At 67.7% G+C, this 22,391-nt stretch carries 20 protein-coding genes; 5 read left to right on the top strand and 15 right to left on the bottom strand.

Going from position 1 to position 22,391, the window contains the following annotated elements:
- Positions 1–12: 12 nt before the first annotated feature.
- Positions 13–816: an ABC transporter permease gene (locus ABMY26_RS26605; RefSeq protein WP_372397570.1), complete on the bottom strand. Its 804-nt coding sequence runs from the start codon at positions 814–816 to the stop codon at positions 13–15.
- A 155-nt stretch (positions 817–971) separates the two neighbouring features.
- On the opposite strand from ABMY26_RS26605, the gene ABMY26_RS26600 reads away from it, so the two are divergent.
- The gene (locus tag ABMY26_RS26600) at positions 972–1,565 is read left to right on the top strand and encodes a regulatory protein RecX (RefSeq protein ID WP_372397569.1); all 594 of its coding nucleotides are present in this window, start codon (positions 972–974) and stop codon (positions 1,563–1,565) included.
- A 295-nt stretch (positions 1,566–1,860) separates the two neighbouring features.
- On the opposite strand, the gene rpmB is transcribed toward ABMY26_RS26600, so the two are convergent.
- The 10 genes from rpmB to hisN all read right to left on the bottom strand — a co-directional run bounded on the left by rpmB (position 1,861) and on the right by hisN (position 13,699).
- On the bottom strand, positions 1,861–2,160 hold the full coding sequence (gene rpmB, locus ABMY26_RS26595; protein ID WP_372397568.1) for a 50S ribosomal protein L28: 300 nt from the start codon (positions 2,158–2,160) through the stop codon (positions 1,861–1,863).
- A gap of 257 nt (positions 2,161–2,417) precedes the next feature.
- On the bottom strand, positions 2,418–3,155 hold the full coding sequence (locus tag ABMY26_RS26590; protein WP_372397567.1) for a phasin family protein: 738 nt from the start codon (positions 3,153–3,155) through the stop codon (positions 2,418–2,420).
- 213 nt (positions 3,156–3,368) lie between these two features.
- Positions 3,369–4,367, bottom strand: coding sequence for a methylmalonyl Co-A mutase-associated GTPase MeaB (gene meaB, locus ABMY26_RS26585; RefSeq protein ID WP_372397566.1), 999 nt, complete (start codon positions 4,365–4,367; stop codon positions 3,369–3,371).
- Positions 4,368–4,440: 73 nt separating this feature from the next.
- A complete protein-coding gene (locus tag ABMY26_RS26580; protein WP_372397565.1) occupies positions 4,441–6,081 on the bottom strand; it encodes an ABC transporter ATP-binding protein in 1,641 nt (546 codons plus the stop codon).
- Positions 6,082–6,256: 175 nt separating this feature from the next.
- The gene (locus tag ABMY26_RS26575; RefSeq protein ID WP_372397564.1) at positions 6,257–7,339 is read right to left on the bottom strand and encodes an ABC transporter permease; all 1,083 of its coding nucleotides are present in this window, start codon (positions 7,337–7,339) and stop codon (positions 6,257–6,259) included.
- Positions 7,339–8,448, bottom strand: a complete 1,110-nt coding sequence (locus tag ABMY26_RS26570) for a microcin C ABC transporter permease YejB (protein WP_372397563.1) — start codon at positions 8,446–8,448, stop codon at positions 7,339–7,341. Before ABMY26_RS26570 ends, ABMY26_RS26575 begins: the two co-directional genes overlap by 1 nt.
- 75 nt (positions 8,449–8,523) lie before the next feature.
- The gene (locus ABMY26_RS26565; RefSeq protein WP_372397562.1) at positions 8,524–10,374 is read right to left on the bottom strand and encodes an extracellular solute-binding protein; all 1,851 of its coding nucleotides are present in this window, start codon (positions 10,372–10,374) and stop codon (positions 8,524–8,526) included.
- 74 nt (positions 10,375–10,448) lie between these two features.
- On the bottom strand, positions 10,449–12,299 hold the full coding sequence (locus ABMY26_RS26560) for an extracellular solute-binding protein (RefSeq protein ID WP_372397561.1): 1,851 nt from the start codon (positions 12,297–12,299) through the stop codon (positions 10,449–10,451).
- Positions 12,300–12,382: 83 nt separating this feature from the next.
- Entirely contained in the window at positions 12,383–12,883 is a 501-nt protein-coding gene (locus ABMY26_RS26555; protein ID WP_372397560.1) for a hypothetical protein, read from the bottom strand.
- Positions 12,884–12,916: 33 nt separating this feature from the next.
- Positions 12,917–13,699 carry a histidinol-phosphatase gene (gene hisN / locus ABMY26_RS26550; protein ID WP_372397559.1) on the bottom strand — a complete coding sequence of 261 codons (783 nt, stop codon included), beginning with the start codon at positions 13,697–13,699 and terminating at the stop codon, positions 12,917–12,919.
- Between the two features lie 154 nt (positions 13,700–13,853).
- Between hisN and nudC the strand changes: the two genes are divergently transcribed.
- Positions 13,854–14,762 carry an NAD(+) diphosphatase gene (gene nudC, locus ABMY26_RS26545; protein ID WP_372397558.1) on the top strand — a complete coding sequence of 303 codons (909 nt, stop codon included), beginning with the start codon at positions 13,854–13,856 and terminating at the stop codon, positions 14,760–14,762.
- A 25-nt stretch (positions 14,763–14,787) separates the two neighbouring features.
- On the opposite strand, the gene ABMY26_RS26540 is transcribed toward nudC, so the two are convergent.
- The 3 genes from ABMY26_RS26540 to ABMY26_RS26530 form a co-directional block, all read right to left on the bottom strand.
- Complete coding sequence (locus tag ABMY26_RS26540; protein ID WP_372397557.1) at positions 14,788–15,096, bottom strand: hypothetical protein; 309 nt, start codon at positions 15,094–15,096, stop codon at positions 14,788–14,790.
- 238 nt (positions 15,097–15,334) lie between these two features.
- Positions 15,335–16,201, bottom strand: a complete 867-nt coding sequence (locus ABMY26_RS26535) for a prephenate dehydratase (RefSeq protein ID WP_372397556.1) — start codon at positions 16,199–16,201, stop codon at positions 15,335–15,337.
- 54 nt (positions 16,202–16,255) lie between these two features.
- Positions 16,256–17,032: a 3-deoxy-manno-octulosonate cytidylyltransferase gene (locus ABMY26_RS26530; RefSeq protein WP_372397555.1), complete on the bottom strand. Its 777-nt coding sequence runs from the start codon at positions 17,030–17,032 to the stop codon at positions 16,256–16,258.
- A gap of 326 nt (positions 17,033–17,358) precedes the next feature.
- Between ABMY26_RS26530 and ABMY26_RS26525 the strand changes: the two genes are divergently transcribed.
- Complete coding sequence (locus ABMY26_RS26525; RefSeq protein ID WP_045581068.1) at positions 17,359–17,898, top strand: cytochrome c family protein; 540 nt, start codon at positions 17,359–17,361, stop codon at positions 17,896–17,898.
- A 66-nt stretch (positions 17,899–17,964) separates the two neighbouring features.
- Here the strand turns inward: ABMY26_RS26525 and ABMY26_RS26520 are convergent, their stop codons facing one another.
- A complete protein-coding gene (locus tag ABMY26_RS26520) occupies positions 17,965–18,816 on the bottom strand; it encodes a DUF4743 domain-containing protein (RefSeq protein WP_372397554.1) in 852 nt (283 codons plus the stop codon).
- Positions 18,817–18,951: 135 nt separating this feature from the next.
- Here ABMY26_RS26520 and ABMY26_RS26515 point away from each other — a divergent pair, with 135 nt between their 5' ends.
- Both ABMY26_RS26515 and ABMY26_RS26510 read left to right on the top strand, forming a co-directional pair.
- On the top strand, positions 18,952–19,461 hold the full coding sequence (locus tag ABMY26_RS26515; protein WP_372397553.1) for a response regulator: 510 nt from the start codon (positions 18,952–18,954) through the stop codon (positions 19,459–19,461).
- An 893-nt stretch (positions 19,462–20,354) separates the two neighbouring features.
- Complete coding sequence (locus ABMY26_RS26510) at positions 20,355–22,301, top strand: PrkA family serine protein kinase (RefSeq protein ID WP_372397552.1); 1,947 nt, start codon at positions 20,355–20,357, stop codon at positions 22,299–22,301.
- The last annotated feature ends 90 nt before the right edge of the window (positions 22,302–22,391 follow it).

Below are 22,391 nucleotides of genomic sequence, written 5' to 3'. Positions count from 1 at the left end.
TTCGCGGAAGCTTCACGCCTTCAGCTTGTATCCGGTCTTGAACATGCGCCAGGCCAGCCACCACAGCCCGGCGTTCGTGGCCAGCATCACCGCCACGCCCAGCCAGCGCGATCCGTCCGACGTGCCGATGAAGCCGTAGCGGAAACCGTCGATCATGTAGAAGAAGGGGTCGAAATGGGCGACCCACCAGAAGACCGGCGGCAGGGTATCGACCGAATAGAAAGTGCCTGACAGGAAGGACAGCGGCGTCACCACGAAGTTGGTCACCGCCGCGATGTTGTCGAATTTCTCCGACCAGACGCCGCCGACCAGACCCAGCAACGACAGCAGCATCGACGCCATGACGGCGTGGAACAGCACGAAGCCCGGATGCGGCATGTGCATCGGGATCACCGCCCAGATGGCGAGGCCCGTCACCAGCCCCACCACGACGCCGCGGGTGACGCCGCCGAAGACGAAGCCGCTGACCAGTTCCATCGGCGACAGCGGCGGCATCAGGATGTCGACGATGTTGCCCTGGACCTTGGCGATCACCACCGAGGAGGAGGTGTTGGCGAAGGCGTTCTGCACCATCGCCATCATGATCAGGCCGGGGGCGAGGAATTCCAGGTAGGGCGTGCTTCCCACCATCCGCACCGCCGAGCCCAGCGACAGGGCGAACACAGCGTAATAGAGCAACGTCGTCACCACCGGCGCCCAGACGGTCTGCTGGTGGACCTTGACGAAGCGCCGCACCTCGCGTGCGTAGAGCGTCCACAAGCCGATCCAGTTGACGGAACCGACATTGCGCGGCATGGGAGGGAGGGGAAGGGTCATCGCGTCACGATCTGCCTGTTGGGAGCCGGCTTCTCCATGGCCGCGGTCGCGGCCGGGGAGGGCGGGTCTGTTTCGCCAGGAAAGGGCGCCGGGAGGGTCACGGACTGTACGTGCGGCCAGCCCATCCGGCAACCGCCGCCGCCGAAGGGACTGCCATGAACACCGACGATAAACGCTCTGCCGATGTGCCTTCGGGCCAGCCGGGGCGAAAGCCGCCGAAACGCGTGACCCCGCAGTATCTGGAGAATGCGGCGCTTTATTACCTGGAGCGATTCGCCAGTTCCACGTCGAATCTGCGCCGGGTGCTGATGCGCAAGGTCGACCTGTCCGCCAAGGCCCACGGCACCGACCGGGAGGAGGGCATGCGCTGGGTCGACGAGCTGCTGGCCCGCTATGTCCGCAGCGGCCTGCTGAACGACGAAACCTATGCCCGCATGCGCACGGAGAGCCTGCACCGCCGCGGTGCCTCGACCCGGCTGATCGCGCAGAAGCTGGCCGGCAAGGGCATCGGCCGCGACGAGGCCGACAAGGCGCTGGACAGCCTGCGCGAGGATGTCGGTACGGACCTGGATCTGTCGGCGGCGCTGGCACTGGCCAAGCGGCGGCGGCTGGGGCCGTACCGGCTGCCGGAACAGCGGGCGGCGCACCGCGAGAAGGACATGGCGGCGTTGGGCCGGGCCGGATTCGGCTATGAGATCGCCCGCCGGGTGGTGGATGCCGAGGATCCGGAGGAGGTGCTGGGGGAGTGAAAGTTAGACCCCCACCCTAACCCTCCCCCGCTGGGCGGGGGAGGGGACTAAGCGCTTGTTCAGAAAGGCGCGGCAGTCCTCCCCCGCCCAGCGGGGGAGGATAGGTGGGGGGCTAACGCCGCCAAGCTGCAACACACCCCGAAAACGACGAAACGCGCGGCACCCTTTCGGATGTCGCGCGCCGCTCTCATACCGGGAGTCGGAATCGTCCTGTACGCGTCCTAAATCTCGTCAGCGGAGCGGCAAGCGCCCCGCTTCAGCACACCAAACGCGCCCCGGATACAGGGGGAAGCGGTCAGGCCGCAGCCTGCTGCTTCTCCTGCGCCTTGGCGATACGACGCTTCAGGCGGCGGGCATCCAGGCTCAGCACGTCGTCCTTCGCATCGAGCAGGAAGGCATCGAGGCCGCCCTTGTGCTCGATCGAACGGATCGCGTTCACCGAGATGCGCAGACGCACCATCTGCCCCAGGCTGTCGCTGAGCAGCGACGTGTCCTGGAGGTTCGGCTGGAAGCGACGGCGATTCTTGTTGTTGGCGTGGCTGACGTTGTTGCCAAACTGCGTGCCCTTGTTGGTCACGGCGCACCGACGTGCCATCGGACTGATCCTTTACTTTAGCAAATGAAACCCGGTATCGGACGGCCCGCCGCCCGAAGGAGGCCGCTATATAGTCGAACAAAAGCAGGGTCGTCAAGCCGGGATCCAGATGAAACCCTCAAAAAGCTCGAGTCGTCACGGACGGCCCAGGACATTTCGCGAGTCGAAGCGCGGCGGCCTCTTCGATCGGGCGAAGAGACGCACCGCGCCATGTCTTGCCGCACCATGCCTCGGCAGCGACCGTTTGGCGGCTGTTGTCAGTTCAAGGAGGTGGGGGCCTTCGGCGCCGGCTTGGCCGGGGCGGGCTTGGCGCCACGGCGCGGGGCGGGCTTGGCATCGGCCTTGACCGCGGCGGGAGCGGCGGCCGGGGCGGCCGGAGTCGGAGCGGCCTTTTCGGTCTTCACCGGCTCGGCCGGTTCCGTCACCGGGGCCTCGGCCGGTTCGGCGGCGACAGCCGCGGTCTCGGCAACCTCGACGGGGGCCGGAGCCGGGGCGGGGGCCGGAATGGGTTCGGGTGCCTCCACGACGGGAACGGCGGCCGGCGCCTCGGCCTTCACCGGGGCCGGCTCGACGGCTTCCGGTTTCGGCGCATCCACCTTGGGGGGCACGGCCACCGGGGCGGCCACCGGGGCGGCCGGAGCCGCAGCCACCGGAGCTGCGGCGGCCGGCAAGGTGGTGATCTCGGCGGCGATCCTGGTGGAGACGTCCAGGAAGTCCTGCACGCTCTCGGTCACGCGGGTCTGGGTGGTGGACAGCCAGTCGCGCTGCAGTGCCGCCAGATCGGCGGGGCTGCGGGCCTTGCCCAGCCCGGCGGCCAGACGGCTGGCGTCGTTGACCGTGGCGGTCACGCCGTCGAACCAGCGGCGGTAGCCATCCTGCATCAGGGTGGCGACGCGGGCGGACTTGGCCGCCGTGGTCTGGGCATTGGTCTTGGCCAGCGATCCGGCCTGCGTGAACAGGGTCAGGACGTTGGCGGGGGTCGGCTGAGCGGTCATGGCGTCGTCTCCCATAGTCGAAGGCACGTTGGCGGAAACGGAAAGGCCGCTCCGGCGTAACCCCAGGAGACCGCGGGCACCCCGGCCCAAGCGACATGTCCAATTCGACGTGGCCGAATCGGCACACTCCGCCCCTTTCCCGCCCGAAGCAGAATACCCCTACGGGTGGTGCGGTGCAACGGATTTGTTGCGGTGCAGCATAAGCTGTTCGGATTATGCGCTTTCCGGCCGGTCGAGGAAGTGTCCCAGCAGGAGATGGGCGGCGGCGGCCGGGATGACGGTGCCGGCGGTCACCTCCGCCTCCAGACGCGCCAGGTCGGCGCGCACCGCCGGATGGGCGCGGAAGCGGTCGATCAGCGTCTCGCGGATCTCGCTCCACAGCCAGGCACGGGCCTGCTCAGCCCGCCGGGCGGCGCGGGCGCCGTTGCCCTCGGTCAGGGCCTTGTGCTCGCCGATGGTGGTCCAGATGGCGCCGATGCCGTCCTTGCGCACGGCGGAGCAGCTGAGCACCGGCACCCGCCAGTCGCCATGGCGCAGCAGGGTCAGGGCGTGGCGGTAGTCGGCCACGGTGTGGCGGGCGGTGGCGGCGAGGTCGCCGTCGGCCTTGTTGACGACGACGAGGTCGGCCAGCTCGACGATGCCCTTCTTGATGCCCTGCAGCTCGTCGCCGCCGGCCGGCAGCAGCAGCAGCATGAACAGGTCGACCATGTCGGCGACCGCGGTCTCCGACTGGCCGACGCCCACCGTCTCGACGATGATGACGTCGAAGCCGGCGGCCTCGCAGATCAGCATCGCCTCGCGGGTGCGGCGGGCCACCCCGCCCAGCGTCGCCCCGGCGGGCGAGGGGCGGATGAAGGCGTCCGGCTCGCGCGACAGGTCGACCATGCGGGTCTTGTCGCCCAGGATCGAGCCGCCGGTGCGCTGCGACGACGGATCGACCGCCAGCACCGCGACCTTGTGCCCAAGCCCGATGACATGCAGCCCGAAGGCTTCGATGAAGGTCGATTTCCCCACCCCCGGCACGCCGGAAATCCCGAGTCGCACCGAATTGCCGGTGTGGGGCAGCAGCGCCGCCAGCAGCGCCTCGGCGGTGGCGCGATGGTCGGCGCGGGTCGATTCGATCAGCGTGATCGCCCGGGCCAGCGCCCGCCGGTCGCCCGACCGGACGGCTTCAGCGAGGCGGGCGGCGTCCGGCGGGGCGGTGTCGGTCATGGCGGCGGGATCGGTCAGTGCGAGGGGAGCGGTACCCTACCCGTGGAGCGGTCGCGAATAAAGCCTCCGGACCTCAGGTCCGCACCGCCGGCGACTCCACCGCCTCCAGGTTCAGGGCGGCGGCGAGCAGGGCGCGGGTGTAGTCCTGCTGCGGCGCTTCGAAGATGCGCTGGGTCGGTCCCTGCTCGACCACCTTGCCATCCTTCATCACCATGACGTGGCTGGACAGCGCCCGCACCACCCGCAGGTCGTGGCTGATGAACAGGTAGGCAAGGTTGTGGCGGGCCTGGATGTCGCGCAGCAGGTCGACGATCTGCGCCTGCACCGACATGTCGAGCGCCGAGGTCGGCTCGTCCAGCACGACGAATTTCGGCTTCAGCACCAGGGCGCGGGCGATGGCGATGCGCTGGCGCTGGCCGCCGGAGAATTCGTGCGGGTAGCGGTTGCGCGAGTCGGGCGGCAGCCCGACCTCCTCCAGGGCGCGGGACACCATCGAGTCGCGGTCGGCACGGTCGCCGATGCCGTGGATGCCCAGCCCCTCGCCGATGATCTGGCCGACCGACAGGCGGGGCGACAGGCTGCCGTAGGGATCCTGGAAGACGATCTGCATCTCGCGCCGCAGCGGGCGCAGGCGCTTCGGAGCCCAGCCCTGGATGTCGGTGCCGTCGAAGCGGATGGCGCCCTGGCTGGCATGCAGGCGCAGCAGCGCAAGGCCGAGCGTGGTCTTGCCGGACCCAGATTCGCCGACCACGCCGACGGTGTGGCCGCGGCGGACCGCGACGTCGACGCCGTCCACCGCCTTGACATGGCCGACGGTGCGGCGCAGCAGCCCCTTCTTGATCGGGAAATGGACCTTGAGCCGGTCCGCCGCCATCACCTCCGCCGCGTCCTCGGGCGGCGACAGCGGGTTGCCGCGCGGCTCGGCCGACAGCAGCTTCTGCGTGTAGGCGTGCCGGGGCCGGATGAACAGGTCGTCGACCTTGGCCTGCTCGACGATCTCGCCCTGGTTCATCACGCAGACGCGGTCCGCCATCTTGCGCACCACGCCCAGGTCATGGGTGATCAGCAGCAGCGCCATGCCGAAGCGGCTCTGCAAATCCTTCAGCAGCGCCAGGATCTGGGCCTGGATGGTGACGTCGAGCGCGGTGGTCGGCTCGTCGGCGATCAGCAGGTCGGGCTCGTTGGCCAGCGCCATGGCGATCATCACGCGCTGGCGCTGGCCGCCCGACAGCTCGTGCGGATAGGCGGTCAGCCGTCTTTCCGGATCGGGCAGGCCGACGAGCCGCAGCAACTCCAGCGTGCGTGCGCGGGCGGAACCGCCCGACAGGCGCTTGTGCAGGACCAGCGTCTCGTTGATCTGCCGCTCGATGCTGTGGAGCGGGTTCAGCGAGGTCATCGGCTCCTGGAAGATCATGGCGATGCGGTTGCCGCGCACCTGCCGCAGCGTCTTCTCCTCGGCGCCCAGCAGCTCGGTGTCGCGGAAGCGGATCGAGCCGGCGGGGTGGTGCGCCATCGGGTAGGGCAGCAGCTGCAGGATCGACAGGGCGGTGACCGACTTGCCCGATCCCGATTCGCCGACGAGCGCCACCGTCTCGCCCTTCTGGATGTCGAAGGATACGCCCTTGACGGCCTGGGTCGCGCCGCCGCCCGAGCGGAAATCGACACGCAGGCCCCGCACGGAGAGGAGGTCGGGGTTGGGGGGCATCAGGGTCATGTCGGGCTCTCGGGCTGTTGGGCCTTCTTCGTTGGCGAAGGATGCATGGCGGATGCCCCCTCCCTAACCCTCCCCCGCGTCGCGGGAGAGGGGACTGCCGCTGGGGGCCGCCAAAGCTCCGGCCCCCTCTCCCGCCAAGGGCGGGGGAGGGATGGGGAGGGGGCAATCCAGACCATCACTCCGCCGCCTCCTTGCGCGCCGTCGCGGCAGCCGCCTCGCCCGGCGGGGCGGTGGACATCTGGGCGATGGTCTTGCGCGGGTCGAACGCGTCGCGCACCGCCTCGCCGATGAAGATCAACAGGCTCAGCATGAGCGCCAGCACGAAGAAGGCGGTCAGCCCGAGCCACGGCGCCTGGAGGTTGGCCTTGCCCTGGGCCAGCAGCTCGCCCAGCGACGGCGAGCCGGGCGGCAGGCCGAAGCCCAGGAAATCCAGCGCGGTCAGGGTGGTGATCGAGCCGTTGAGGATGAAGGGCATGAAGGTCAGCGTCGCCACCATGGCGTTGGGCAGGACGTGGCGCACCATGATGGTGAGGTCGCCGGCGCCCAGCGCCTTGGCCGCGCGCACGTAATCGAGGTTGCGCGCCCGCAGGAACTCCGCCCGCACCACATGCACCAGCGCGGTCCAGGAGAACAGCAGCAGCAAGCCCAGCAGCCACCAGAAGGTCGGCGTCACCACGCTGGCCAGGATGATCAGCAGGAACAGGGTCGGCAGCCCCTGCCAGATCTCGATGAAGCGCTGGAACAGCAGGTCGGTCAGCCCGCCGAAATAGCCCTGCACCGCACCGGCCGCCACGCCGACGACCGAGGAGAAGGCGGTCAGCACCAGACCGAACAGCACCGAGATGCGGAAGCCGTAGATTAGCCGCGCCACCACGTCGCGTCCCTGGTCGTCGGTGCCGAGCCAATTGTCGGCGGACGGCGGGGCGGGGGCGGGAACCGGCAGGTTGTAGTTGATCGTGCGGTAGCTGTAGGGGATCGGCGGCCACACCATCCAGCCCTTGGCCTGGATCAGGTCGCGGACATAGGGGTCGCGGTAGTCGGTCTCGGTCTCGAACTCGCCGCCGAAGGTGGTCTCCGGATAGGCGGTGAAGACCGGCCAGTAATACTGCTCCTCGTAGCGGACCAGCAGCGGCTTGTCGTTGGCGATGAACTCCGCCCCCAGCGAGAGGACGAACAGCGCCAGGAAGATCCAGAAGGACCAGAAGCCGCGGCGGTTCGCCTTGAAATTGGCCAGCCGGCGCCGGGTCAGCGGAGTCATCACACCCTCCGCGAGTCGAAGTCGATGCGGGGATCGACCATCACATAGGTGATGTCGCCGACCAGATTCATGATCAGCCCCAGCAGCGTGAAGAAATAGAGCGTGCCGAACATCACCGGATAGTCGCGGTTGATCGCCGCCTCGAACCCGAGCAGTCCCAGCCCGTCGAGCGAGAAGATCACCTCGATCAGCATGGCGCCGGTGAACAGGATGCCGATGAAGGCGCCGGGGAAGCCGGCGATGACGATCAGCATGGCGTTGCGGAAGACATGGCCGTACAGCACGCGGCTTTCGGTCAGCCCCTTGGCCCGCGCGGTGGTGACATACTGCTTGCCGATCTCCTCCATGAAGGAATTCTTGGTCAGCATGGTCAGGCCGGCGAAGCCGCCGATCACCATGGAGAACACCGGCAGGGCCATGTGCCAGAAATAGTCGAGCACCTGTTTGTACCAGGGCAGGTCGCCCCAATTGTCGGACACCAGCCCGCGCAAGGGGAACCAGTCGAGATAGCGGCCGCCGGCGAACACCACGATCAGCAGCACCGCGAACAGGAAGCTCGGGATCGCATAGCCGACGATGACCACGCCGGAGGTCCAGACGTCGAAGGGCTGGCCATCGCGCACCGCCTTGGCGATGCCGAGCGGGATGGAGACGAGATAGACGATCAGCGTCGTCCAGATGCCGAGCGAGATCGACACCGGCATCTTCTCCAGCACCAGATCGACCACGCGGCGATCCCGGAAGTAGCTGCTGCCGAAATCGAACATGATGTAGTTCGACATCATGTGGACGAAGCGTTCGTGCAGCGGCTTGTCGAAGCCGAACTCCTTCTCCAGCTGCTTGATGAAGGCGGGATCCAGGCCCTGGGCGCCGCGGTACTTGCTGCCGGTGTCGCCGCCGGACTGGTTCTGGCGCTGGGCGGTGTTGGCGTCGCCGCCGGCGGAGCCGCCGATGCGCGATGTCGCCTCCACCGCGGTGCCCTGGACGCGGGCGATCATCTGCTCGATCGGGCCGCCGGGGGCGATCTGCACGATCAGGAAATTGATCACCATGATCCCGAACAGGGTCGGGACGATCAGCAACAGGCGGCGGATGATGTATGCCAGCATCGCGGGTGTCCCAACCCTCCCCAATCCTCAAGTGACGGCAGCTTAGGCCGGAGCGTTGCTTTTCAATCGGATGTTTCAGGGGCCGGTGCGCCGAGCGCTGGTGGCGAGCTTCGCGTTCTTGTCCGCATCGACCCACCAGCTGTCAGAGAAGCCCAGACCGTATTTCGGGGCAACCGCGGGGTGGGAGAAACGGTTCCAATAGGCGACGCGGTACACCGTGTCGTGCCAGTGCGGGATGACGTACCAGTTCCACAGCAGCACCCGGTCGAGCGCGCGGGTGGCGGCGATCAGCGCCTCGCGGTCGGGGGCGGCGATCAGCGTTTCCACCAGCTTGTCGACCACCGGGTTCTTGATGCCGATGCTGTTGCGGCTGCCGGCCAAGTCGGCGCGCGAGGTTTCCCAGTAGTCGCGCTGCTCGTTGCCCGGCGACAACGACTGCGCAAACCGCTCGATGATCATATCGTAATCGAAATTATCGGTGCGGTTCTGGTACTGCGCGCTGTCGACCACGCGGATCTGCGCCTCGATCCCGGCACGCTCCAGGTTGCGGACGAAGGGCTGGACGATGCGCTCCATGTCGGCCTGGACCAGCAGGAACTCGAAGCGGAAGGGTTGGCCCTGTCCATCGACCAGCTTGCCGTTCTTCAGCTCCCAGCCGGCCTCCTTCAACAGCCCCAGCGCGGTGCGCAGGTTCTGGCGGATGTTGCCGCTGGCGTCGGTCTTCGGCGGCTCGTAGGGCTTGGTGAACACCTCGTCCGGGATCTGGCCGCGGAAGGGCTCCAGCAGCTTCAGCTCCGCCGGCGAAGGCAGGCCGCTGGACGCCAGCTCGGTGTTGGCGAAATAGCTCTTGGTGCGCTGGTAGAGGCCATAGGACAGGTTGGCGCGCGTCCATTCATAGTCGAACAGGTTGTTCAGCGCCTCGCGCACGCGGCGATCCTGGAAGATCGGGCGGCGGATGTTGAAGACGAAGGCCTGCATCCCCTGCGGGTCCTCGTGCTTCAGCTCCTCGCGGACGATCTGGCCGTTCTGCACCGCCGGGACATTGTAGCCGGTGGTCCAGTTCTTCGACGAGTTCTCCAGCCGGAAATCATAGGCGCCGGCCTTGAACGCCTCGAAGGCGACGTCGAGGTCGCGGTAATAGTCGTAGCGGATGCGGTCGAAATTGTAGCGGCCGCGGTTGATCGGCAGATCCTTGCCCCACCAGTCCTTCACCCGCTCATAGGTGATGGCGCGCCCGGGCTGCAGGTCGACCACCTTGTAGGGGCCGCTGCCGATCAGCGGCTCCAGCGTGGTGGTGGCGAAGTCGCGGTTGGCGAAGGCATGTTTGGGCAGGACCGGCAGCTGGCCCATGATCACCGGAAGCTCGGGATTGTTGCCGTCCCGGAACGAGAATTTCACCGTGCGCTCGCCGGTCTTCTCCGCCTTGGTCACATCGGCGTAGTAGGTGCGGTAGAGCGGGTGGCCCTTTTCCCGCAGCGTGTCGAAGCTCCAGATCACGTCGTCCACGGTGACCGGTTGGCCGTCGTGGAAGCGGGCCTGGGGCCGCAGGGTGAAGGCGACCCAGGTCCGGTCGGGGGCGACCTGGATGGTCTCGGCCAGCAGGCCGTATTCGGTGATCGCCTCGTCGCCGTTGCTGGTGGTCAGCGTCTCGAACACCAGCCCGGAGCCGGCGGCGGCCTGTCCGCGCAGGATGTAGGGGTTGAGGTTGTCGTAGCCGCCGAAGGCCATCAGCTTGACCTCGCCGCCTTTCGGCGCGTCGGGATTGACATAGTCGAGATGCTGGAAGTCCGGCCCGTATTTCGGCTTGCCGTGCAGGGCCAGGGCGTGGCTGCTCGTCTCCTGCGTCCAGGCCGGCGTCGCCAGCAGCAGAAGCCCCGCCATCGCCGCCGCCGCGCCGGTGCCCAACCACCGCATCCGCACCGTCATTCCCGATCCCCTCCCTCGTTTGTTTTTACGAAAGCCGTTCAGTCCGATGGAGTTAGCCCGGCAATGGGGCGTCATCAAGGCTGCTCCGCCTTCTTCGCCGCATCGACCCACCAGGTCGCCGGGAAATTGGTGCTGCGATAGTCCTGGTCGTATTTCGGCCAGACCGTGGGGTGGGCAAGCCACGCCTTGTGGGCGATCCAGTTTTCGGGATTGTGCCATTGCGGCACCATGTAGAAGCCCCAGAGCAGAACGCGGTCGAGCGCGCGGGTGGCGGCCTGGACGCTGTCCAGATCCTTGGCCGCCAGCGCCTTTTCGATCAGCGCGTCGGCCACCGGGTCATGGATGCCGGAATAATTCGCCGATCCCTTCAGGCTGGCGGCGGCGGAGCCGAAATAGCCGCGCAGTTCGGTGCCGGGCGGGGTGAAGAAGGAGAGGTTGACGACGATGGCGTCGAAATCGAACTCGTCCAGCCGGGCCTGATACTGGGCGGTGTCGACAAGCCGCAGGCCGGCGTCGATGCCGACCCGGCGCAGGGTTTCGACATAGGGCTGGATCACGCGGGTCAGCGCGCCGGTGCCGTCGAGGAACTCGATCGCCATCGCCTCGCCGGTCTTCACGTTGGTCAGCTTGCCGTTGCGGGTTTCCCAGCCGGCCTCCTTGAACAGGCGCGTCGCCTCGCGCACCTGGGCACGGTTGTTGCCGCTGCCGTCGGTGCTGGGCAGGGTGAAGGGCTGGGTCAGCAGCCGGTCCGGCAGCTGCGCCTTGAAGGGCTCCAGCAGCGCCAGCTCGGCCGGGCCGGGCGGTCCCTTCGCCCCGAAGTCGGAGTTGGGGAAATTGCTGAGCGTGCGCTTGTATTGGCCGTACAGGATGTTCTTCTGGATCCAGTCGAAATCGAACAGCAGTGCCAGCCCCTCGCGCACGCGCGGGTCGGCGAACCTGTCGCGGCGGGCGTTCAGGCGGAAGCCCTGGGCGCCCAGCGGCAACTCGCTCGGCACCGCCAGCGTCCTGACCCGGCCGTCCTTCGCGGCGGGGAAGTCATAGCCGGTGGTCCAGCGCTGCGCCCGGTATTCGCCGCGGAAGTCGTAGCCGCCGGCCTTGAACGCTTCGAACATGACGTCGTCGTCGCGGTAGAAGTCGTCCTTCACGCTGTCGAAATTGTAGAAGCCGCGCGCGGTCGGCAAATCCTTGGCCCACCAGTCGGCGACCCGCTCATAGGTGATGGAACGTCCCGGATCGACCGTCCTGATCCGGTAGGGACCGCTGCCCAGCACCGGCTCCAGCGTCGTCTTGGAAATGTCGCGCCCCTGGGCGGTCCACCAATGTTTGGGCTGGGGCGAGAAGGTGACGGCGAAGTCGATGATCGGCTTGATCTCCCCCGTGCCGGTCAGGGTGATCTTGAAGCGGCGCTCGTCCAGCGCCTCCACCTTGGCGATGTGGTCGAGGAAGGACTTGATGAAAGGGGCGCCGTGGGCCTGGATCGCGTCCCAGGTGAAGACGATGTCGGCGCTGGTGATCGGCACGCCGTCGTTCCAGTGCGCGCCCTGGCGCAGCGTGAACACCGCCCAGCCGTAATCGTCTGGCACCTCCACGCTTTCCGCCAGATGGGCGTAGGCGGCGTCCAGCTCCCAGCCGGAGCCGACCATCAGCGTGTCGGAGATCAGCCCCAGCGTGCGGGGCCGCACCCCGCGCAGAATCAGCGTGTTCAGGCTGTCATAGGTGCCCGGCTGCGATTCGGCCAGCGTCACCGCCCCGCCCTTGGGGGCGTCGGGGTTGACGTGGGGGAAATGGGTGAAGCCCGGCTTGAACTGCGGCTCCCCGAACTGCTTCAGCGCGGTGACGGTCACGCTTGCCGCTTGCGCCGCGGCCGGGACCAGGGGGCTGGACAGGGTCAGGATCGTGGCGGCAATGGCGAGAAGGCGGCGCATCGGCGGTCCTGTGTCGGGGAAACGGACATCCTGGTTTAGATTGCCACGCCCGCGCTGCGGTCAAGCGCAATTCCGGTGCGGTATCAGGTGCTTCTGCCGGCCCGCCAATGATCGGCCATGCGGTCCATCAACTGGCGATAGCGGCGGTCGCCGCGCATCAGCCGGCGCAGCGACTTGCCGTTGCGCGGGTCGGCCAGCATCCAGCGTTCCGCCGCGGCCTGATGTTCCGGATGGATGGAGAGTATATAGACAGCCGCTTGTTCCGCTGACGAAATGGTCGTTTCGCCCAACCCCTCCAGGATTGCGCCGACATAGATTGGCAGCACCCTGCGGAAATCCTCCGGTCCCCCTTCGGTGTCGGCGGCATCCGCGGGCGCCCCGCCATCGGCCATCAGGGATTGCCGTTCGGCCGCAGGCAGGGCGAAGAAGGCGTCGAGCCCGAGCAGCAGGTCGCAGACGGTCTTCTTGCGCACCAGCCAGTTCGACCCGCCCGACACCCGCGCCGCCAGCCCCTCCAGGAAGGGCCGCAGCCGGTCTGGTGCGGTTTCGAAGACGGAACGGGCGAGCGGGTCGATGGAAGTCATTTCGGTTCCAGAATGAGCTTTTGAGATAACGGGTTAGCCGGCCAGGATCGCCATCGCGTCGCGGTGGGTCTGGGCATCGCCCGCGGCGATCACCCGGCCGGCGGAGTTGGCGTCGAGCGGCTTGCCCTCCCAATCCGTCATCAGCCCGCCGGCTCCGGTCACCACCGGCACCAGTGCCGCGAAGTCGTAGAGCTTCAGCCCCGATTCGACGACGAGGTCGTAATAGCCGGACGCCAGCAGGCCGTAGGTGTAGCAGTCGCCACCATAGGCCGCCGTCTTCACCTTTGCGGCAATGCGGCGGTAGGCCTCGTAATCGCTGCCGGGGAACAGGTCGGGCGAGGTGGTGCCGAACATGGCCGCAGGCAGCCCGCCGGGGCAGGGGCGCACGCGCACCGGCTGGCCGTTGTGCGTGGTCGGCCGGCCCTCCACCCCGATCCAGCGGTCGCCGACGATCGGCTGGTCGATGATGCCCATCACCGGGCGGCCATGGTGGAGCAGCGCGATCAGCGTGCCGAAGATCGGCCGCCCGGCGATGAATGACTTGGTGCCGTCGATGGGGTCGATGACCCACACCCATTCGGCGTCCAGGTTCTTGGTGCCGTGCTCCTCGCCATAGATGCCGTCGTCGGGGCGCTGGCTTTCGATGATGGTGCGGATGACATGCTCGGCCTCGCGGTCGGCGATGGTGACCGGCGAGGCGTCGGCCTTGTCGTCGATGGCGACCGGGGTTCGGAAATAACGGCGGACGACGCTGCCGCTGGAGTCGGCCAACCGCTGGGCGAGCGCCACCATCGGGGCGGGGCAGGGGTCGGTCATGGTCGCTCCTTGAAAATGTGGCTGGGGAACTGTGACGTGGGAATTCGGTGGCCGCATCCTAACGGCGCAGGCCGGCTCCGGAAACCCGAAAGCGCCCGGCCAAGCCCAGGCGGGGCTTTGCCGCCGGCCCGGCTTGTGGCAGCCTCGACCGGCCATGACGAACCGACCCAACATCTACGCCGCCACCCCGCTCGACCGTGCGTCGCTCCGCCGCAAGGACGATGACTGGCTGACCGAAGCCTGGCTGGCGCCGGCCGCCCGAGTCCTGCCGGTCTGGCAGACCCGCAGCCTCGTCGCCGGCCCGCATGATGCGCCGCGCGCCGTCCTGCTGCCTGCCGACGGGCTGGAGGCGGTGCCGATCTTCCTCGGCCTGACCGCGGACGGTGCCCCGCTGTTCGCCGTCGACCTGTCTATGGTCGAGGTGCCGGAGGCGCTGCCCGCCCTGCAGGGCAGCGGCCGGTTCGAGGATCTGCGCGCCGCCGGACCGCTGATGCCGGAGGGGGAGGCGGCGCTGTGCGCCTACGCCCGCGGCATGGTGTGGTGGAACGCGCGTCATCGCTTCTGCGGGGTCTGCGGTTCGCCTGCGGCGACGGCGGAGGGCGGGCATGTCCGCCTCTGCACCAACCCGGATTGCGCCACCCACCATTTCCCACGCACCGACCCGGCGGTGATCATGCTGATCCATGACGGCGGCGACCGGCTGGTGCTGGGCCGCCAGAGCCGGTTCCCGGCCGGCATGCATTCGGTGCTGGCCGGCTTCGTCGAGCCGGGCGAGAGCCTGGAGGACACCGTCGCCCGCGAGGTGTTCGAGGAGGTCGGATTGTCAGTCACCGACATCCGCTACCGCTCGTCGCAGCCCTGGCCGTTCCCGTCCTCGCTGATGCTGGGCTTCACCGCGCGGGCCACCAGCTTCGACATCGACACCGGTGCCGACGAGCTGGAAAGCGCGGCCTGGTTCGACCGCGATTTCCTGCGCAACCATACCCCCGGCGAGGAGTTCCGCCTGCCCCGCGCCGACTCGATCGCCAGCCGGCTGGTTCATGAGTGGCTGGCGGAGGGGTGATCGGTGCCTTCCCTCGGCCCTTCCTTCAATGCCGCTGTTGCGGACCCGCGCTACGGCTCGGGGAATGGCGGCGGTCGAAGGGGTTGGGGTGGTGGGTGCAGGTGGCGTGATAGAGCAGCATCAAGGACGTGACGTCCGCCGGACGATGGCGGTTGGCGGCGCACAGATTGTCCCACACCATCTGGCGGACGGCCGCGTCGCCCCAGGGTTCAAGCAGCAGGGCGGCGCCCTTTTCCAGCGCGGCCATGAAGGGGAGATGTTCGTGGGCGGCGATCTGCGCCACCTCGTCCGCCTCGAGATCGGCAAGACACAGACAATCTTCGACCGTGAGCATGGCAACCTCCATCCGTGGCGCCATGGCCGTCGGCGGGGTTTCACCCGTCAGCCGCCGTGGTGTTGTTTGCATTCGTAAGAATTGAAAGGCCGGCGTGTACCGGTCCTCCTGTATAACAACTTCCGCTAATCTTTCCCAGCACCGGCAAGCGCCGGCCATGGCCAAGTCGTGTCACTGCGGCGGAATGACGCGCGACTTGCGGCGACTGCGAAAAGACCTTCGGCGGCGCGGTGGAGATTCAATCCTCGCCGACGCGCTGGCTTTCCTGGTAGCGGAAGGGATTGGCCGGATAGACGCCCAGGATCTTCACCTCGCGGGCGAAGAAATCCAGCTCCTCCAGGGCGAGGCGCAGCGGGCGCTCGTCCGGGTGGCCCTCCACGTCGGCATAGAACTGGGTCTGGGTGAAGCGGCCGCCGACCATGTAGCTTTCCAGCTTGGTCATGTTGATGCCGTTGGTGGCAAAGCCGCCCAGCGCCTTGTACAGCGCGGCCGGCACGCTGCGGACGCGGAAGACGAAGGTGGTGATCGTCTTGCAGGATCCCAGTGCCGGCAGCTTCGGCTCGCGCGCCAGGATCAGGAAGCGGGTGGTGTTGTGGGCCGCATCCTCGAACCCGGCCTTCAGGATGGCCAGCCCGTAGATCTCCGCGGCGAGGGACGAGGCGATGGCGGCATGGCGCGGGTCGTTCAGGGCGGCGATCTCCTTCGCGGCCCCGGCCGTGTCGGCATGGTTGATCGTCTGCAGGCCCAGGTCGCGGATGCCGGTCTGGCATTGCGACAGCGCCTGGATGTGGCTGCGCACCGTCTCCAGCCCCTCCAGCGTGGCGCCCTTGGGTGCCAGAAGCTGATGGTTCACCCGCTGGAAATGCTCGCCGATGATGTGCAGGCCGCCTTCCGGCAGCAGGTAGTGGTTGTCGGCGACGCGGCCGGCGATGGAGTTCTCCACCGGGATCATCGCCAGCGACGCCCGCCCCTCGCGCACCGCGGCGAAGGCGTCCTCGAAGGTCGCGCAGGGCATCGTGGTCATGGTCGGCCGCGCGTTGCGGCAGGCCAGGTCCGAATAGGCGCCGGGGAAGCCCTGGAAGGCGATGATGTTGGACGTGGCCATGAACGGAATTCCCCCGGCGGAGCTTTGAAGGCGGAGCTGTAAGAGGTGTCGGCGTCAGCCGGCCTTGCGGCCGGACAGCAGGGCGCGGGCGCGCTCCAGGTCGGCGGGAGTATCGACACCCAACGGAACCGCGTCAACGACCGCCGCGTCGATGCGCATGCCGTTGGACAGGGCGCGGAGCTGTTCGAGCCGCTCGCGCTGCTCCAGCGCCGACGGCGGCAGCGCCACGAAGCGTTCCAGCGCGGCACGGCGGTAGGCGTAGAGCCCGATGTGATGGTAGAGCGGCCCGTCGCCCGACGGCGCGGTGGCGCGGGTGAAATAGAGGGCGCGGCCCTGCCGGGCGCCCTGCGGCAGCTCCAGCACCGCCTTGACGACGTTGGGGTCGCTCCTCTCCTCCTGCCGCGTGATCTCGACGACCAGCGTGGCGATGTCGACGCCCGGATCGGCCAGCGGGGCGAAGACGGCGCGCACGCTCTCCGGCTCGATGGTCGGCAGGTCGCCCTGCACGTTGACCACGGCGTCGTGCCGGCCCTCCGGGTCGATCAGCCGCAGCGCCTCGAAGATGCGGTCGGAGCCCGACGGATGGTCGGGCCGGGTCAGCACCGCGGTGCCGCCGGCCGCCTCCACCGCGCGGGCGATCTCCGGCTCGGCGCAGGCGACCACCACCGGGCCGATCTCCGCCTCCATGGCGCGGTGCATCACATGGACGATCATCGGCGCGCCGAGGATGTCGGCGAGCGGCTTGCCGGGCAGGCGGGTCGAGGCCATGCGCGCCGGGATCATCACGATCGGGCTGGCGGGTCGGCCGGAGGGGCGGGCGGCGGTGGACATGGCGCGGAGGCTCCGGTGGGCCGGTGCCGGACGACGGGTCCGGATGGCGGCTGATGCGGGGGCGGCGAACCCGCGCGGGTGAAACACGGACGCCGGGCCGGCGTCAAGTGCCGGCAATGTCCGCTTTACCCTCTTTTGCAGTGCAGCGCGATGCGCAAGCAAATTAAGAGGTTGGTGACTGCGACAAATTTGTATGCGACCTTTTTTCGCGGTCTGCCGGGCTATGACAAGCTTCGGACCGCAGGCTATGGTGACCGCGGCGCTTTTGGGGCCGCGGGCGGGAGAAACGCCGAGTGTGGTGAAATAGGGAATAAAGGGGCTCATCAATGAGCATGGAGTGGAACAAGCTATTCGGCGCCGTGCTGCTGGCCGGGCTGATCGCCATGTTGACCGGATTCGCGTCCAAGGTGCTGGTTCATTCGAAGCCGCTGGAAAAGAGCGTCTACGCCGTCGCGATGCCCGAGGGGACCAGCGCCCCCGCCGACAAGGGTGCCGCCCCCGCGGGCCCGGCACCGATCGCCCCCCTGCTCGCCGCCGCCAGCCCGGAGGCCGGCCAGAAGGTCGCCAAGGCCTGTGCCGCCTGCCACAGCTTCGACAAGGGCGGCGCCAACAAGGTCGGGCCGAACCTGTACGGCATCGTCGGCGGGCCGAAGGGCCATATACAGGGCTTCAGCTACTCCGACGCGCTGGTCAAGACCGGCGGCAGCTGGAGCTATGACGAGCTGAACAAGTTCCTTCACGATCCGAAGGGCTATGCCCCCGGCACCAAGATGACCTTCGCCGGGCTGAAGAAGGACGAGGACCGCGCGGCCGTCATCGCCTACCTGCGCTCGCTGGCCGACAGCCCGCAGCCGCTGCCGCAGTAAAGCGCCAACACGCGCCCATCGAAAAGGCCCCGCCCTCGCAAGAGGGCGGGGCCTTTTTTCGGGCTCCTAGCGCCGCAGGCCGCAGGCGATCTCCAGATAGTCGGAGTCGTTTTCCGGCGTCAGCCGGCCGTGGCGGATCAGGAAGTCGGTCACCACCAGGGTGACGTTGAATTTCCAGTCGCCGCCGCTGCGCACCGACTCAGCCACCCGGTCGAGCGGCCAGAGTTCGAACGACTCGACCTCGCCGTCGGTGTTGACGGGAACGACGTCGGGCGGCAGTTCCAGGTCATAGACGAACAGGCGGTCGCGCTTCAGCCCGGCCGGGGTCTCCATCGTATAGCCGATGGCGCCGACCGGCACGGCACGCCCGGCGGTGGCGGCGTCGAGCCCCGCCTCCTCCGCCGCTTCCTTCTCCAGGTTTTCGGCCAGGGTGAGGCCGATGGGCTGGCCGCCGGCAATCATGTTGTCGAGCTGACCGGGCGCCACCTCGCGGTCACGGGCGCGGCGGCCGACCCACAGTTGCAGGCCGCCTGCCCCGTCGCGGACGAAGCCGTTGACGTGGATGCCGTAGGCTTCGATGCCGAAGGCGGCCACCGCGGCGCGGTCAAGCCGGGCCAGCGGCTCGGCACCCCAGCGCGGCGCGATCGCATAATATTCCCCGCGCAAGGCGGCGACCGTTCCGCACTCCACCAGATAGGCGGCGGCATGGTCGAGCAGGGCGGAGCGCGCCTCGAAATCGCGGATCTCGGGGGCGACGGTCAGCCGGTCGGCGGTGACGACGAAGCCGGGGTCGACGCCGGGCAGTGCCTCCGCCAGGGCATGGCGCACCCAGCCGACGCAATGGCCGTCCAGCTCGAATCGGCGGAAGCCGGACAGGTCGTGCGCGTTGCACGCGCGGATGTGATCGAGGAAGCTCATGACCACCATCTAAGCGGGGCTGCCCGGCCGGCGCAACCGCTCTTCGCACCCCTCCCCGAAGGTGCCTCGCCGTCTCTTCCGCTTCGGACATCTTGCGCAGTACCGGTTGCCATCGTACACCCGACAGGTCACGAAATGACCGGCAGCCGGGACGAGGAAAGGGCGGAGCGGGTGACTGACAGCTCAACGCGGAACGAGGCCGGGCGGAACGAGGCCGGGCGGAACGGGGCGGCGCAGGAGACGGGCATGCCCTTCGGCAGCCTGTCCGTCCTGGTGGTCGAGGACGAGTCCTTCACCCGCATGGTTCTGGCGAAGATGCTGGCCGGGCTGGGCGTCAAGGCGGTCCATCAGGCTGCCGACGGCGCGGCAGCGCTGGCCGCGGTCGACGCCCACGAGCCCGACCTGATCCTGTGCGATGTGGAGATGCAGCCGATGGACGGTTTCGGCTTTGTCCGCGCGCTGCGCGCCAGCCCCGATTCCCGGCGGAGCACCCTGCCGGTCGTCTTCATGTCCAGCCGCGTCGACGGCGACCGCGAGGCGGCGGCGCGGGCCAGCGGCGCCGACGCCGTGCTGGCCAAGCCGGCGACCCCGGCGACCCTGCGCGACGTGCTGGGCATCCGCCGGCCGGCGATTCCCTTCGCCTGAGCGGTGGCGTGCGGCAGCCGCACCGTTCCGAATATTCCCCCTGTCCGGCCGGCGTTGCCCGTATCGGCGGCAACCGGCCGCCGCGGCTGGCTCTGCCTAAAAATTTCCCACTCTGTGGCATGCCTGCCAAGTGCTTGAAACAATTCGGCAATCGAACGGTAACCCTCCGCCGTGCCGCACCGTTGCCAAGCTCTCACCCAATTTCCGCCTTGTTGAGGGGGAGGATTGGGCCTCAACATGATCGCCAAGAGGTGTTGCGGTTCCCGGCCGACATATGGCCAGCCGCAATCTCCTTTGCGGGATTTTGTTAAGGTTTGGGGTTCAGCATCGACGGTAAATCCTGGCGCCGTGCTTGGTCGAGGCGGCGCGCTTGTCTGAGGAGGGCGATGGCGTGATCAAGGGCGCCCAGTCGAACCGCACCGGGCAACATTCCCTGACTGGATGGGCAACGCCGATTGCCGCCGGTTTCACGCCGTTCACCCGCCTTGCCGCTTCTTTTCCTTTGCCGAACCTTCCGCCGCACGCGCGGGTTGAGCCGGTGCGCTCGCCGCACCAACTCTGGCCGTGGGCCCTAGGTCCTATGGCCGAAGCCGGTTTCACCGCGGGCTTTCAGGCTATGGAGCCTGAGTGCCTGGAAAGCTCCAGGTGGAGCATTACATTCAAAAATGACTCGTTCGGGGGACGCCGCGTCGCAGGACGGACGGCTCCCGGCCTTCTCAGGACCGCTCATTACACCAGACCGCTGGCTTCTACCGCTGAGCGGGGAGGCTGCGGACCCGACGCGGTCCGCTCTTCCCCTGGAGTGCCCCTTGGATCGCGGCATGCGCCGCGCCCAACCGCCGCAGCCACCGGCGGAGCCCCGGCGCATCGGACCAGATAAGACGGAGCGACGAATGTTCCCGGCCGACGAACTGTTCACGCGCTACACGCAGAATTACGAGACCCGCCGCGAGACCGAGATGTCCCTGATGGACTATCTCCAACTGTGCCGCGACGATCCCATGTCCTACGCCTCGGCCTCCGAACGCATCCTGGCCGCCATCGGCGAACCGGAGGTGGTGGACACCGCCCGCGACCCGCGCCTGGGCCGCATCTTCATGAACCGGACCATCAAGGTCTATCCCGCCTTCTCCGAGTTCTACGGCATGGAGGAGACGATCGAGCGGATCGTCGGCTTCTTCCGGCACGCGGCGCAGGGGCTGGAGGAGCGCAAGCAGATCCTCTACCTGCTGGGCCCGGTCGGCGGCGGCAAATCCTCGCTTGCCGAGCGGCTGAAGTCGCTGGTCGAGAAATGCCCGATCTATGTCCTGAAGGCCGGCAAGGACATCAGCCCGATCTTCGAAAGCCCGCTCGGCCTGTTCAACCCGGACGAGATCGGCGATGAGCTGGAGGACCGCTTCGGCATCCCCAAGCGCCGGCTGACCGGCCTGATGAGCCCGTGGGCGGTGAAAAGGCTCGACGAGTTCGGCGGCGACATCAACCGCTTCAAGGTGGTGAAGCTGCACCCGAGCAAGCTGCGCCAGATCGGCGTCACCAAGACCGAGCCGGGCGACGAGAACAACCAGGACATCTCGTCGCTGGTCGGCAAGGTCGACATCCGCAAGCTGGAGATCTACAGCCAGAACGATCCCGACGCCTACAGCTTCTCCGGCGGCCTGAACCGCGCGACCCAGGGCATGCTCGAATTCGTCGAGATGTTCAAGGCGCCGATCAAGATGCTGCACCCGCTGCTGACCGCGACGCAGGAAAGCAACTATGTCGGCTCGGAGAACATCGGCGCCATCCCCTTCCAGGGCGTGATCCTGGCCCACTCCAACGAGGCGGAGTGGCAGACCTTCAAGAACAACAAGAACAACGAAGCCTTCATCGACCGCATCTGCGTGATCAAGGTCCCCTACTGCCTGCGGGTGGCGGAGGAGCAGAAGATCTACGAGAAGCTGGTCAACGGCTCCGATCTGGCGACGGCGCCCTGCGCGCCGGCGACGCTGGAGATGCTGGCCCGATTCTCGGTGCTGTCGCGCTTGCGCGAGCATCCCAACAGCAGCTTCTACAGCAAGATGCGGGTCTATGACGGCGAGAGCGTCAAGGAGACCGATCCCAAGGCCAAGTCGATGCAGGAGTACAAGGACCAGGCCGGCGTCGACGAGGGCATGGGCGGCATCTCCACCCGCTTCGCCTTCAAGGTGCTCGCCTCGACCTTCAACTACGACTCGACCGAGATCTCGGCCGACCCGGTGCATCTGATGTATGTGCTGGAGCAGGCGATCAAGCGCGAGCAGTTCCCGGAAGAGACCGAGAAGAAATACGTCGAGTTCATCAAGGCCGACCTCGCCCCGCGCTATGCCGAGTTCATCGGCAACGAAATCCAGAAGGCCTATCTGGAATCCTACTCCGACTATGGCCAGAACCTGTTCGACCGCTATGTCGACTATGCCGATGCCTGGATCGAGGACCAGGACTTCAAGGATCCCGACACCGGCCAGCTGATGAACCGCGAGCTGCTGAACCAGGAGCTGACCAAGATCGAGAAGCCGGCGGGCATCGCCAACCCGAAGGACTTCCGCAACGAGGTGGTCAAGTTCGCGCTCCGGGCGCGGGCGGCCAATGCCGGCCGCAACCCGTCCTGGACCTCCTACGAGAAGATCCGCGAGGTGATCGAGAAGCGGATGTTCAGCCAGGTCGAGGATCTGCTGCCGGTCATCAGCTTCGGCTCGAAGAAGGACGGCGACACCGAGAAGAAGCACACCGAGTTCGTCTCGCGCATGATGACCCGCGGCTACACCGAGCGGCAGGTCCGCCGGCTGGTCGAGTGGTACATGCGGGTCAAGCAGGCGGGCTGACCGCGGCGGGCGGCATGAGGCCGGTGTGCCGAGGCCGGTGGACCGGGTGGGTGCGTAATTGCCGCGGGGCGGGGTGTTGCAACGCCCCGC

This window comes from Azospirillum sp. HJ39 (assembly GCF_041507355.1).
Classification (GTDB): Bacteria; Pseudomonadota; Alphaproteobacteria; order Azospirillales; family Azospirillaceae; genus Azospirillum; species Azospirillum thiophilum.
The sequence above is the reverse complement of the archived record's forward strand: the minus strand, read 5'-3'. Positions and strand labels throughout refer to the sequence as shown.